At 44.9% G+C, this 13,620-nt stretch carries 11 protein-coding genes; 3 read left to right on the top strand and 8 right to left on the bottom strand.

The window, feature by feature from the left end; translation table 11 throughout:
• Positions 1-217: 217 nt before the first annotated feature.
• From HMO_RS14390 to HMO_RS0108215, 4 genes are all read right to left on the bottom strand, one after another.
• A complete protein-coding gene (locus HMO_RS14390; RefSeq protein ID WP_010301290.1) occupies positions 218-955 on the bottom strand; it encodes an MlaA family lipoprotein in 738 nt (245 codons plus the stop codon).
• A gap of 124 nt (positions 956-1,079) precedes the next feature.
• Positions 1,080-2,603: a hypothetical protein gene (locus HMO_RS0108225; RefSeq protein WP_010301287.1), complete on the bottom strand. Its 1,524-nt coding sequence runs from the start codon at positions 2,601-2,603 to the stop codon at positions 1,080-1,082.
• 57 nt (positions 2,604-2,660) lie between these two features.
• Complete coding sequence (locus HMO_RS0108220) at positions 2,661-3,659, bottom strand: NAD(P)H-dependent flavin oxidoreductase (RefSeq protein WP_010301284.1); 999 nt, start codon at positions 3,657-3,659, stop codon at positions 2,661-2,663.
• The gene (locus HMO_RS0108215) at positions 3,622-4,860 is read right to left on the bottom strand and encodes an aspartate kinase (RefSeq protein WP_217490997.1); all 1,239 of its coding nucleotides are present in this window, start codon (positions 4,858-4,860) and stop codon (positions 3,622-3,624) included. The genes HMO_RS0108220 and HMO_RS0108215 overlap by 38 nt, the downstream gene beginning before the upstream one ends.
• Positions 4,861-4,937: 77 nt before the next feature.
• On the opposite strand from HMO_RS0108215, the gene ubiG reads away from it, so the two are divergent.
• The 3 genes from ubiG to HMO_RS0108200 all read left to right on the top strand — a co-directional run bounded on the left by ubiG (position 4,938) and on the right by HMO_RS0108200 (position 7,734).
• On the top strand, positions 4,938-5,684 hold the full coding sequence (ubiG, locus tag HMO_RS0108210; protein ID WP_010301278.1) for a bifunctional 2-polyprenyl-6-hydroxyphenol methylase/3-demethylubiquinol 3-O-methyltransferase UbiG: 747 nt from the start codon (positions 4,938-4,940) through the stop codon (positions 5,682-5,684).
• A gap of 195 nt (positions 5,685-5,879) precedes the next feature.
• Positions 5,880-6,224, top strand: a complete 345-nt coding sequence (locus tag HMO_RS0108205) for a hypothetical protein (protein ID WP_010301275.1) — start codon at positions 5,880-5,882, stop codon at positions 6,222-6,224.
• Between the two features lie 136 nt (positions 6,225-6,360).
• Positions 6,361-7,734, top strand: coding sequence for a hypothetical protein (locus HMO_RS0108200; protein WP_010301272.1), 1,374 nt, complete (start codon positions 6,361-6,363; stop codon positions 7,732-7,734).
• Between the two features lie 126 nt (positions 7,735-7,860).
• On the opposite strand, the gene rpoD is transcribed toward HMO_RS0108200, so the two are convergent.
• The 4 genes from rpoD to dnaN are packed head-to-tail and all read right to left on the bottom strand — an operon-like array spanning position 7,861 to position 13,616.
• A complete protein-coding gene (rpoD, locus tag HMO_RS0108195; protein WP_010301267.1) occupies positions 7,861-9,792 on the bottom strand; it encodes an RNA polymerase sigma factor RpoD in 1,932 nt (643 codons plus the stop codon).
• Between the two features lie 25 nt (positions 9,793-9,817).
• Positions 9,818-11,602: a DNA primase gene (gene dnaG / locus HMO_RS14385; protein WP_010301263.1), complete on the bottom strand. Its 1,785-nt coding sequence runs from the start codon at positions 11,600-11,602 to the stop codon at positions 9,818-9,820.
• On the bottom strand, positions 11,595-12,479 hold the full coding sequence (ygfZ, locus tag HMO_RS0108185) for a CAF17-like 4Fe-4S cluster assembly/insertion protein YgfZ (protein ID WP_010301260.1): 885 nt from the start codon (positions 12,477-12,479) through the stop codon (positions 11,595-11,597). Before ygfZ ends, dnaG begins: the two co-directional genes overlap by 8 nt.
• 9 nt (positions 12,480-12,488) lie before the next feature.
• Complete coding sequence (dnaN, locus tag HMO_RS0108180; protein WP_010301258.1) at positions 12,489-13,616, bottom strand: DNA polymerase III subunit beta; 1,128 nt, start codon at positions 13,614-13,616, stop codon at positions 12,489-12,491.
• Between the last annotated feature and the right edge of the window lie 4 nt (positions 13,617-13,620).

Here is a 13,620-nt window from a genome sequence, read left to right as displayed (position 1 = left end):
AAGTCTTCCTAAAATCTCAGATATCTTGTTCAATTAGTTTAAAGTTATGTAAAGCAGGCATTTTGAAGGCAGGGTTCTATGTTCTGCGGTAGCGGGGGCCAAGCTGTTTTATCTAAGGAAATGGATAGGCCCTTAGTCCCCCAATAAAAGACCTCAATAAAAATGCCGGCTAAAAACAGCCGGCCCTTAGGAGATGTTTGTGGTAATCCTAGATAGCTTATTTTTCTTTTAACTTTTTAACCCGATAGGCTTGTGATTGGAAGTAAGCGCTACGGAAAGTTGCGTAAGGATCAGCAGAATTATCAACAACATCATCGACCGACTCTAACACAAGGTTACGTTGATGCACCGCATTCACGCCAGTAATAGCGATCGGAACCCAAGAGTCTCCATGACGATGATCCCCATTAAAATAATAATTATAAGGCTGCATTAAATAATCGCCACCCATACCAGCGACATGACGGAAGCTTGAAGGTCCTAAAATTGGCAAGATTAAATATGGCCCTGTATTAACACCCCATACCCCTAGGGTCTCATTGAAGCTGGTTTCTTCGCCCGGCAAACCCAACTCTGATGCGGCATCAAAGATCCCTAAAATCCCCAAAGTCGTATTAATCAAAAAACGCCCCAACGAGGTTGCAGCACGCTTAGGTTCACCCTGTAATAAATGGTTTGCAAAGGTAACCGGGGACTTTAAATTGCTCAAAACATTACCGGCACCATCACGCACAGGCTGAGGCAATACCAAACGCCAAGTAATGGCCAAAGGCTTCATTACCAATCCGTCAATCACCCCATTAATAGCATAAATGGTTCTGTTAAATGGCTCCAGAGGATCATTGATTTCCACTGAACCATGAGCTGATTCAGAGCCCTCCCCTGCTGCGGGCGTCTCAGCAAACACAGGCGATAAGAAAGCAGTTATCAAGGCAAGCTTTTTCAGAAAGTCCATAAAGTTAGTCTCTATATTATTTATGTATGTATTTTTTTTAAAACTTTATTATAAGATTTGCAAGTTCCATCATAAAAAAAACCGCCTCTTTATAAAGGCGGTTTTATAAAACTATCCAGATCTCTTAATTGGTTGCCAGCTCAGCAACATTAGCTTTATCGACCAAGCTACCAATTAACGCTGTGGGAATAGTTTGCTCAATCGTAAGAGTAACTTTGCCATCCCTGGTTTCCTCTTTACCCATGCTTTTTAGAGTCATTTTTACCATTTCAGCATAAGAGGGGATCTGTACTTTTAACTGTGGATCAAAATAAGCGGCCAACTCTGGATGGTCTAGAACTTTTATAGCATATGCCTGTAGATCATTAATCAGAGCCTCATAGTTTTTGAAGGTAAATTTGAGACTAATATTATTGGCATTTTGATCAGCTTTGGCATATATCCCATAATCTGCTGCGGAAACCTCCAAATTAGCTTGCCCTATCTTAGAGTGAAGATCTCCCTTGGCTTGAAAATCTAGAACCATTTTACCCAGAGCCGGAAAATTAGGAAGAAGCGTGCTCAAAGTATCCGGTTTAATTTCTAAAGCAGGGTTGAAAGCCTTGATAAGATCTGAACCTATCGTGGAAAGAAACTTTTGGTGCTCTGGAGAAATAATACCACTTATACGATATTTAATTTCTGAATTCATGTCCTTTTCAGATTTAGGAAGCTTGAGTTCCATAGAAGTATCGGTTGACGATCCCAAGAGAGAAGAGCGTGAATCAATATTCAGGCTTATTCCCATTAAAGCTTCAAATAGCTTGCCATCAGAAGCGGCCGAATCTGCTACCTTTTTAACTTCATCAATAACTTGCTCAATATTTCCGGCAACCACAATTTTTCCCGAAACATCCCTTTTCTGCTTATTAAGTTCACTAAGCGGCTTAAGCATCTCCATCGTCTTCTGGAAAGCATCCTTCTGCTCTTCCCCCATAGTGCTGGGTGGGAATGCTGCCAAAATATTAGTAAAGTCATAGCGCATGCCCTTAATATTATAGTCGAGGGCAAACTGCTCACCGGCTGCTGTTTTTTCACGGACAAGAACGAGATGATGATAATCAGCCGCAGAAATAGGATCTTGTGAACCATTGATATGGGCAGTGTAGGCACCGGTTGTCATTTCTATTTTCTTCACATAATGATTCAAGAAATGTGTCAACTTTTGATCTTTAAAGCTCGGCACTTCTTTTAAGTAAAGAACTGTGTGCTGAGGTTTTTCTGCAGTTTGAGTTACTGTGAAGGACTTATCATTCACTGTGAAAACCATATCCTGGCTTCCGGCCGGGGAAGTTAGCTTCAATTTATTGAGTAACGGCACATAAGTTATCTTTAAAGGTGCCTTGATTTCCACAAAGCTATTCAAGAAAGATTTATCTTTAATACCCTCCAAGTCAATACCCTTGGGCACATGAATGGAAAGGCCATCTAATATGACTTGAAATTTATACTTATTAACTGCCACAGAGCCAACTTTAAAAACTTGCGACGTTGCCAATGATTGTTTGAAATTTTCTGCTTCAGCCTCAAACTTATGGACGGCAGTTAAATATCCCATTCCTGTAGCAACTGCAGCAACCGCAGCAGCCGATAATAAAACTTTCTTCATTTTTCCTCCGGCATAAAATTATTGTTATTATAAAAAATATATCGACTTAAGGATAAATCAATTCCGAGCTAAAAAGGCGTCCGCTTGGGCGATCAACTCTTCAATAATATGGGCTGTTGGCTGTTCTTCTTTAACCATTCCTACACTTTGACCGGCCATAACCGAGCCATTTTCAATGTCACCATCGACAACAGCTCGCCGCAAGGCACCTCCCCAAAAATGTTCCACTTCCAGTTGGGCTGACTTGAGATCAATCTCTCCTTGATCAAGCTTTTTAATCATCTGCCGTTGAAAATCAATAAATCGTGCTGAAGCCGCATTTTGTAAAGCGCGCACAGGGATAACCGGTAGACGATGATCCAATTGAACAGAAGCGACCGCATCGCGAGCGCTGGCTCGGATAAATGCTTTCTTAAAATCAGCATGAGCCTGGCATTCGGTGGCACAGACAAACCGTGTTCCCAGCTGTGCCCCGGAAGCACCCATTAACAAATAATTGGCAATTGTCTCACCGCGCCCAATACCGCCAGCCACAAACACAGGAACTTCGGTAATATGAGGCAAAATTTCTTGAGCTAAAACGCTTGTGGATACCGGACCGATATGCCCTCCTGCTTCACTGCCTTCAATAACTAAAGCATCCACGCCTAAGCGGATTAGTTTACGAGCTAAAGTTAAGGTTGGGGCAAAACAGATCAATTTGATATTTGCCGACTTAACTTTACTGATAGCCTCTGCGGGCGGCAATCCTCCGGCCAGCACAATATGGGTTACTTCATACCGGATACAGACATCAATTAGCTCTAGCAATTGGGGATGCATCGTGATTAAGTTTACCCCAAAAGGTTTTGTGGTCATTGATTGGGTGGCTTTTATCTCTTGCTCTAAAAGGTCAACGGGCATAGCGCCACAAGCAATTACACCAAACCCCCCGGCATTTGAAATTGCCGATACCAAGGTACGCTCGGATACCCAGCTCATTGCGCCACCAAGGATTGCTGCGTCTGTGCCTAAAAAGTCACAGCCCCGCTGCCATAATTTTTGGAGAGTTGTCATTAATTTGATCCAGATTAAATTGATAGTGCAGATAACGAATTAAGATACAAGCCTGCGATTCTTGTACCCCAATGCTAAACTTCTGTGGTGTAAGGGTAGCAAGATAAGTCGGAAAGTCAAGATTTTTGATAATTTCCATCAGCTTCTGACTATAGCCATTCTCAGCCACCAGTCCTCGTCCCACCAGGGTAACTTTAGCCAGGTCAGTCGCTATAACTACATGACGTTGGGGATCAACCTGTTGCTGTTCAAGAACGGCTAATACGGGTGTCAGATGGCCATGGGGAATAAACAGATCAATATTGCCGCCGTTAAACATGGTTAATAACATCATGTCATGAGGTATGGCCAAAGACTTCAACATTTCTCCTATTTCTTGGGCAGTGTCATGGAGGTTATCCTGAATCTCTGCAGTTAGCTTTAGCCATCCATTTACATGGGTGATACCGCTAATCCCAGCGTGGTGCAAATGGCCTGCGCTCGTCACCATGGTTCCCGGTTTATCCCCAAAGCTGGATAAAACCTGCACCGGGACTTCAGCAAGCATAGCCGTGCTTACCGAGCGCGGATGCAGGACTTTGGCCCCTTGGGCCGCAAGTTCAAGCATCTCATCATACGAAATATGATCTAATTTTTGGGCCAAGGGCACAACGCGCGGATCTGCTGTATAAACGCCGTCAACATCCGTGTAAATGTCACAGCGATCGGCTTTAACCGCAGCCGCCACTGCCACCGCCGTGGTGTCTGAGCCACCGCGTCCCAAGGTGGTAATGCGTCCTTGAGAATTAACACCTTGAAAACCGGCAATAATAGGAACAATACCTTTGGCCCAACAGTCTTCTAACGCCTGGGGCTCAATCAGTTGAATTTGCGCTTGCCCATGGCTATCATCGGTCAGAATCGGGATTTGCCACCCCATAAATGAGCGTGCTTGCACGCCAATCTGCTGGAGCGCTAAAGCTAATAAAGCAGTGGTAATCTGTTCACCGGTGGCCACCACAGCATCATATTCTATAGAAGATTCCCCGCCCCCTAAAGCCTTGGCATAATTGACCAGTTGATTCGTAACACCTGCCATAGCCGACACAACAACAGCAACCTGCGCCCCGGCCTCAATTTGGCGACGAACTTTGATAGCCACATGTTCAAGTCGACCGATATCGGCGACCGAGGTTCCCCCGAATTTCATAACAATACGCACGTCAGTGACTCTCTTTTATCTTCTTAAATGTTATGCCATACTGCATTCTATACAAGATCACTACTATTCCAAGACCTATGACAGATCACAAAATCAACACCCTTGACCCGGAAGAAATTGCTCGATTTTCAAAAATCAGCTCGCAATGGTGGGATGAAAATGGTGCCTTCAAACCACTGCATCACCTTAATCCAACGCGACTGGATTATATTACACGACAAATCTCTTATCATTATTTCAAAAATACGGATAAATCCCCGAACTTTCAAGGACTATCAGTATTGGATATTGGCTGTGGCGGAGGCCTAGTCGCTGAACCACTCACGCGCTTAGGAGCTAAAGTAACTGGAATAGATGCCAGCGAAAAAACCATTGAAGTAGCTCAAGCCCATGCCAGATTAATGGGCCTGGATATCAATTATGCGTGTACTACAGCTGAAGCGCTGGCCGATTGCGGCCAATTATTCGATATCGTCCTTGCTCTAGAAATTGTTGAGCATGTCGCCGACGTAGCGGCCTTTGTGGCCACATGTTCCCACCTTGTCAAGCCTGGGGGACTGGTTATTTTTTCTACCATAAATCGCACCTTGAAATCCTATGCCATTGCCATCCTGGGGGCTGAATATATTATGCGATGGCTTCCTGTAGGCACTCATGAATGGCAAAAATTCCTAACACCCGGAGAACTGGGCTCTACAATTAGGGAGGCTAAGCTGATGATTAATGATATTAGGGGGATGACTTTTAATCCTTTCTCCTGGAGCTGGTCCTTATCTTCTGACTTAGATGTCAATTATTTCATTAGCAGCCACCGGGATCTATAACCTCCTCCTCCTATGAGCGGGCTAAAGAAGAGGTCCATCCTCTTACAGACCACCTCTCTTCCGGGATTTAACTTTTTATTGTGACCTAAAATATTGGGGCTTTTGCCAATTAGTTTTGCCGTTTTTAACACTTTCTTAAGATTTAATAGCTATATAAGTAAGTGTACAGGGTTCATATATCTGGAGGACATTACCATGAACAAGTTAATTTTAGCCGTAAGCGCGATCGCTCTATTAAGTTCTGCACCTATGACAGCAGTTGCCACTGATGCAGCAACCGTGCAAAACGCCATGCCACAAGCTGATAGCAAGCACTCAGCCAGAATGAAAAAAATGGATGACAAGCATCAAGCCAGAAAGGCCAAGATGGAAGACAAACATCAAGCCAAGATGGCTAAAGTCAGCGATCCTGCTCAAAAAGAAATGATGCAGAAAGCTCACGAAGCTAAAATGAAGAAGATGGATGACAAGCACTCAGCCAAAATGCTGAAGATGTCTGATAAGCATGCCGCTAAAAAATCCAAGGATGCCAGCAAATAAAGCAGAACTGTGCTATTTCAGCCTATCCTTTTTGTCCAAGGCGCCGTCAAGGCGCCTTTTTATATGAGAGTTAATTTATTCTTCATTCTTATAGCTTAAAGTAATCCGATAGAGATAGTTAAAAGGGAACCACCTCATGAAATCGTTAAGTATTATCGCCTTACTTGTTTCCTCGATAATAAGCTCTGCTCATGCCAATAATAGGGGGACGACAGGACCAGCGTTTGATCCGGTATTGGCATGGGCTCCCAAAAAAGATTTAACTGAGAGCCTTGACGCTGATTACATGGTGCTGTTAGCGACACTTTTTCCGGATAATGCGATTGCTCGAAACCCTGGTCTTCCAGGCTACCATCAAGCCATTGATCGCCAAGATTTCATGAAACGATTATGCTTATTGCTGCTTTTAGCTCCCCCAGTCTTTGTGCCACCTCGCCAACCGATAGCTGCTGCTGACTATGATCAAGACACCCAAAGTGCCAGCTACTTAATGCGAGGGAGAAGATGGAATGTCGATATTACCGGCGCCTCTGCGGAAGCTGTGGTCGCGGCTTTAACAGGTAACGCCCCCATTATTTCTTATCGGAGCGCTGCCACCCATGGTGCCAGCATAAAAAAAGATGGCCAGATTGTTGAAGACAAACTCTCTGGAATCAAAAGTATTAAAGCTATTACCCATGGGCTACGCAAGCGTCATCTCGGAGTTGACATTCCCTTAGGTGGCTACGGTAATCCTGCCTTAGATAATCAGTATATTATTAGCGCGACCGGCGGCTCATTAAATGATCCCACCCAGAAAATTCAGCATGGACATGTGTATATGTATGCCCAGACATTTGGCACTGCCCCTATCCCTGCTTATATTATGCCGTATCTGTCGCCTCAACAAGCGGCCCAAAATCTTCGCTCGATTATTCTAATTGGTTTAGAAACGTCCGCCCCGGGCAAAAAATCAATGTTTGGAGTAGGTCATACGGCTTCCAGCGGTTTTAAGGATTCTACCCTTGACCCCTCGCTGACAAATTCACGAAAATGGCGACATTCAGGCATTGCTTTTCAGCCAGCCGACTACGGGGGCATGGTGTCTTATGTGGATACGTATAAACTTCGCCTCTGGCATCAAGCCTGCCGATTTTTTCTAAGTTGGCCCGTCGCCAAGCAGAAAGCATTTATGGCAAAATGGCTAAAATTACCCGCCGCCGCCTTAGTGCAGCAGCACGAACAAATAATTTCCGAGATTTTTTATAGAGAAAAACAATCCGTTGTCTCGCGTCATGGGCTGCCGAGCATTCCTGTAGGATCTTCGCAGAGCCAGGAAAAAGTAATAGGTGCCCCTCCTAGCGCTTCCTCTCAATCTTGGGTTCTGGGTCTCGCTCCGTCACAGCCTCAACCTCAACAATCTGATCCTGTTATGGGGGACCCGCTGCCAGAGGACACTGAGAGAAGGCCCACGCTGTCCCCAGCGTCGCCACAGCCATGGGTACACGGCATCTCTCCTTCTCGCCGTTAACCTTAAGCATGCGAGCAGCAGATAGGGGCAACTTCACCAAACGGGCAAAAGTTTATTCGAGAAGTGAAGGATTTATAGGGTTGTTGAAGGTAATAAAAACCCGGCTTTAAGCCGGGTCTTCCTATATTAAGTATCCAAGAAGCTGCGCAGCTTACGCGAACGGCTAGGATGTTTTAATTTACGCAGGGCTTTCGCCTCAATCTGACGAATTCGCTCGCGGGTAACGGCAAACTGCTGCCCGACTTCTTCTAATGTATGGTCGGTATTCATCCCAATTCCAAAGCGCATCCGCAATACACGTTCTTCACGCGGTGTTAAGGTTGCAAGAATACGGGTGGTTGTCTCGCGCAAGTTACTTTGAACAGCGGATTCCACCGGCAGAATTGCATTCTTGTCTTCAATAAAGTCACCAAGATGGCTGTCTTCTTCATCACCAATTGGCGTCTCCAGACTGATAGGCTCCTTAGCAATCTTCATTACCTTGCGAACTTTCTCCAAAGGCATTGCCAGCTTCTCTGACAATTCTTCTGGGGTTGGCTCGCGTCCAATTTCATGCATCATTTGGCGCGACGTCCGCACCATTTTATTGATGGTCTCAATCATATGGACAGGGATGCGAATGGTCCGTGCTTGATCGGCAATAGAGCGGGTGATTGCTTGTCGGATCCACCAGGTGGCATAGGTTGAGAATTTATAGCCGCGACGATACTCAAACTTATCGACAGCCTTCATGAGGCCAATGTTACCTTCCTGAATCAGGTCAAGAAATTGTAAGCCGCGATTGGTGTACTTTTTAGCAATTGAGATGACTAAGCGCAGGTTAGCCTCAATCATTTCTTTCTTCGCTCGAGAAGATTCCCGTTCACCTTTTTGAACAACGGTCACAATACGACGGAACTCGGAGAAACTTAAGCTGGTGTCTTCCTCAATTTCGCGCACTGTTGCTGTTATAAAATCAATATCCTTACTATGCTTTTCAAGGAATTTATCCCATCCTCGCCCTGACTGGGATTTTAAGTTTTTAACCCAGGCTTCATCAAAGCGGGCATCAGCAAGAAAGCCAAAGAATTTTTCGCGTTTAATCCCGCAAGCATCAGCATTTGCCATTAAATTGCGCTCTAAATTGGCAACCCGACGGTTCATTTGGTTATGGATTTCTAGAAGGCGTTCAACACTTGTGGGATTGAGTTTCAATTCATCCATAATGCCAATCAAAGAAATCTTGAGATTTTTATAGGTCTCATTATCTGCAATCTTTTCACCACTCTGACCCTTAGAAATTAAAGCTTGGTGATGATCCCAGAATTGTGAATAAGTCTCTGTATAGCTCTCTAAAAGGTTGATAACCTTGGGCAACATGACTTGCTCAAACGCCGACAAAGGCTGAGCTTGAGGAGCGGCCTCGCCACCTTCTGTGGGTTCACCGTTCTCATCGACAACTTCTAAGTCGCTTTCGTCTTCATCCAGTTCAGCTAGGCCTTCTTCTTCGTCAAAACCGCCGCTGGTATCAATGGAAATAATTTCCCGAAGCAACATTTTACCGGATTGAAGATCTTCGCGCCATTGGTCCAATGTCCGAGCTGTCAAAGGACTTTCGCACATTCCGCCCAGGAGCATCTCCTTGCCCGACTCGATTCTCTTAGCAATTGCAATTTCACCTTCGCGAGACAACAGCTCCACGTTGCCCATTTCACGCAAATACATGCGCACTGGGTCATCGGTACGCCCCGACAAGCTGTCTTCGTCCTCGGTCTCATCTTCAAAATCTTCAAAGTCACTGCGCTTAAATTGGGTATCCAGCGCACCTTCTTCTAAATCATCACCATCGACGATACTGATCCCCATCTCAGAGATCATGCTCATTGATTCATCAATTTGATCAGAAGTTAATTGGTCCTGAGGCAAAGCTTCATTTAGCTCATCATAAGTGATGTACCCTCTGGCCTTACCACGGTTCAAAAGGCGCTTTAAGGTAGGATTAGACTTGCTTAACTCTATCAAAGGAATTTCATCAAGCGTATCGGAAATTTCATTATGTTGACTGGTTTTGCTTGCCATTCGTTTTCATACCCCATAATTGTAATTACAGCTGAGATTGCTGACGTTTGACCGACTGCAAGCTCTGCCAAGTGCGTTGATTAAAATCAGATTTCAATTCAAGTGATGCCTGGTCAGCAGTGTCTTTAAGTTGGCTATTCCTTTCCAGAAAATGCCAAACCTCAAGCCACCCAGATCGCGCCTGATCTAAGTCTGAACTTGGATGAGCGAAGCGGGCTTTGAGGTAGAGATCTTGCGTCAACGCTTGATCCACAAAGCTCCCAAATCCTTTTTCACGCACCACCGATAATAAGTTGTTACTATATGTATGGTTATCCTCTGAACAAAAGTCTAATAAAAAGTTACGTAGTGAATCAAGAATCTCATCCTCAATCTTTATTAGCATCAATTGTTCAGCCACATCTGCTACTAATGTGGGGTGATTTATTAAAGTTGCCAACAAAATTTTCTGCCCATCAATAATTTTTTTCATCAAACCTGGCTTAACCCCTTGATGAATAAGGATCTTTTGGCTCTGGCCAGTTTCTCTAGGTTTTTGAGTTAACAATTGTTGTAACCTTTGATTCAAGTCTTGCTGATAAAAATGTCGTACTTCGGGATCGGGAATACGATGGGAGAGCTGAATAAGATCTTGGCGCGCCTTTGCTTTATCTTCCGGCGAAGTTAATACTCTTCCCTCCATAAATATTTGCCATAAAACCTCAGCTAAGGGAACAGGGAATTTTAAAATCTCTCGGAATGCGGTGACACTGTTCTTTTTAATAAAGGAATCAGGATCTTCGCCTAGTGGTAAGAAGCAAAATTCAACAGTATAACCTGGCTTTAAGTTTTCCAGAACCACTTGCGCTGCACGTTGAGCAGCTCGACGACCTGCACTATCACCATCAAAACAGAGGACAGGCTTTGGACAACTGCGCCACATTAGGGCTACTTGTTCGGTCGTCAAAGCGGTTCCCAAGGGAGCAACAGCCACCGCCAACCCCGCTTGATGCAAAGATATCACATCCATATATCCTTCGACAACCACAAATGTCTGTCCGCCCCGGACGGCAGCAATGGAATGATTGTGAGCATAAAGTTGCCGACCTTTATGAAAAAGCGGAGTTTCAGGTGAATTGAGATATTTAGGCTCCCCTTGGCCAATAATACGTCCCCCGAAGGCAATGACCCGACCACGGCTGTCCTGAATAGGAAACATCACCCGATCCCGGAATCTTTCATAAGCTGGACGCTGATTATCAGGTGCAATTAATAGGCCAGAAGTAATACAATCAGCCGCTCGATAGCCCCGTTGCTGCAGTACCGCTGCCAACCCTCGAGCAGGCGCATAGCCGATACGAAATTGCTTAGCGATAATTCCGGTCATCCCGCGCTGTTTAAGATAGTCGCGGACAGGTTGGTTTTCAGGCGCCCGCAACTGGGCTTCAAAGTATTGACAGGCGACTTCATTGATTTCATATAAGATCTTATTATGATCACCATCCGGTGTTGACAAATTATTGTCACCAGCTTTCTCAAATTTTGGCATCGTTAGGCCCGCTTGGCGGGTTAAGTGCTCTACCGCCTCCATAAACGGCATATGCAGCTTTTCAACAATAAATGAAAAATGATCCCCGTGGGCGCCACATCCGAAACAATGATAAAACCCTTTATCATCTGCCACGCTGAAAGATGCCCCTTTCTCATTATGAAAGGGACACAATCCTGTCAGCGATCGTCCCCGCTTTTTTAAAGCCACATACGGGGCAATTACCACAGATAAGGGTAAACGATCACGGATCGCATCTAAATGATCCTTAAGCTTAGTCATTATTTTCCGGTAATTTCATCCAACTTGGGCAAATTATAGTTAGCACTTGCCCGTCACAAGTTAATTGAGCATCAATTGCATTAAGGCGCACCATTGCCAAGCCCCAATCTTGCTCTTTAGCAATCCAGTGCCCCACTTCTGTTTCGGCAGCCAGTATCGGTTGTTCAAGGGTTATCCCTGGAGCGTAGACAGGGAATATACGCTTCCGGACCAGACCACGGTAGCGGGTCCGAGCTGTCAGCTCTTGCCCCATATAACACCCCTTATTCCAGTCAATTGCATTTAGCTCATCCATCCCCCATTCCAGAGGGATCGCCCGATCAACTTCAATTTCTTCACCCCCTTCTGGGATGCCTAATTGATAGCGATGGTAACGATAATCAGAGACAGAACACAATTTTATTCCGTACTGGTGACATATTTGTTCCACGTCCTCCGAGCGGATTATCAATCGCGCCCCTAAAGCTATTAACCGCGGATCCAGAACGGCAGTTCCCCAAGACGTAGCTTGAGTTTCTCCAAGCCCCCCTTCCAGACTTAAGCAAGAGGCAACCTCCTCTCCCCATACGGCCAAAATAGCTCTATCCTCTACCACTTCAAAGGTGACATTTGATCGCAGTCTAAACACTGACAAACGCTTAATTAAGCTGAGGGCCCGTGCCGCGTCAACTTCCAGCAGCCAATCTTCACCCTCTAGATGCAGAATAAGGTCGAATTGATAGCGACCTTGCGGTGAAAGCAGCAGTGCAAAAAGAGCAACCTCAGGGCTTAACTTATTGACATCGTTAGAAATCAGCCCTTGCAAAAAGGTTGCCTTATCATTACCTGTAACGCGGACTAAGGCCCGATGGCTTAAGAGGCAAGCGGACAGAGTCATTAAAGTTCCTTAAACCCGCATCGGCATTAACACAAATAATGCCTCTTTATCATTAATCCCCTTAATAATTGCTGGAGCAGAGCCATCCGATAAGAGAATCTCTGCGGCTTCATCTCCGATCTGAGAAGTGATATCCACTAAGTAGTTAGCATTAAAGCCAATTTCGATGGAATGATCAAAGGGGAAATCCACTTCCATTTCTTCAGTCGCATCTCCCAACTCGCTGCTGGCGGCAACGAGAGTTAATTTGTTCTTAGCCACAGAGATCTTAATGACAGGCAATTTGTCAGTGGTAACAGTCGCGACTCGGTCCACGGCCTTCGCAAAATCTTTGGCATCGACAATCACCGGCTTATCATTCCCTTTAGGAATAGCCTGCTCATAATCGGGATAGGTTCCATCCACTAAACGCGAACTTAGAGTTGCTTGAGGCAGCTTAAACTCGACCCGCTGCGGCGATAAACTGATCGTAATTTCAGCTTCAGGATTTTCATCGTTAATCAGTTTGCGTATTTCAGTGATGGTTTTACGACCAACAATAATGCCTGGAATGGATTCTGCCCCTTCTGGCACAGGGACTTCAATACACGCTAAACGGTGGGCATCAGTGGCTACAGAACGAAAAACCTTTTGACCATTAATTTCGTGGGCATGAAAATAGATTCCGTTTAAGAAATAACGGGTTTCTTCGGTGGACATAGCAAACCGTGAACGATCAATTAGATAACGTAGCTTCTCGGCGGTCAGCTTAAAGCTAAACGGCAAATCATTTTGAGTCAGTTTTGGGAATTGCTCAGCCGGCAGGGTGGCGATATTAAAGCGTGACTTACCAGCTTTTAAAGTCAATTGATCATTAGCTTGATTTAGAGTAGCCTCAATTTTCACCCCGTCTGGCAATTTGCGAACAATTTCTAGCAGCATATGAGCGGAAACGGTAATTGAACCAGGCGCCTCCACGACTGCTGGAATTGATTCAACTAATGCTAAATCCATATCAGTGGTGGTTAAGTGAAGTTGGCTATCTTCTGCTTGGATAAGAACATGGCTTAAAATTGGAACAGTTGTCCGCTTTTCAACGACACTGCCTCCATGCGCTAAAGCCTTGAGAAAATCACCTCGTTCAACTGCAAACTTCATACTA

The organism is Candidatus Odyssella thessalonicensis L13, assembly GCF_000190415.1.
Lineage (GTDB): Bacteria > Pseudomonadota > Alphaproteobacteria > Paracaedibacterales > Paracaedibacteraceae > Paracaedibacter > Paracaedibacter thessalonicensis.
Note: the sequence above shows the minus strand (reverse complement) of the source record. Positions and strands in the feature narration are given on the sequence as shown.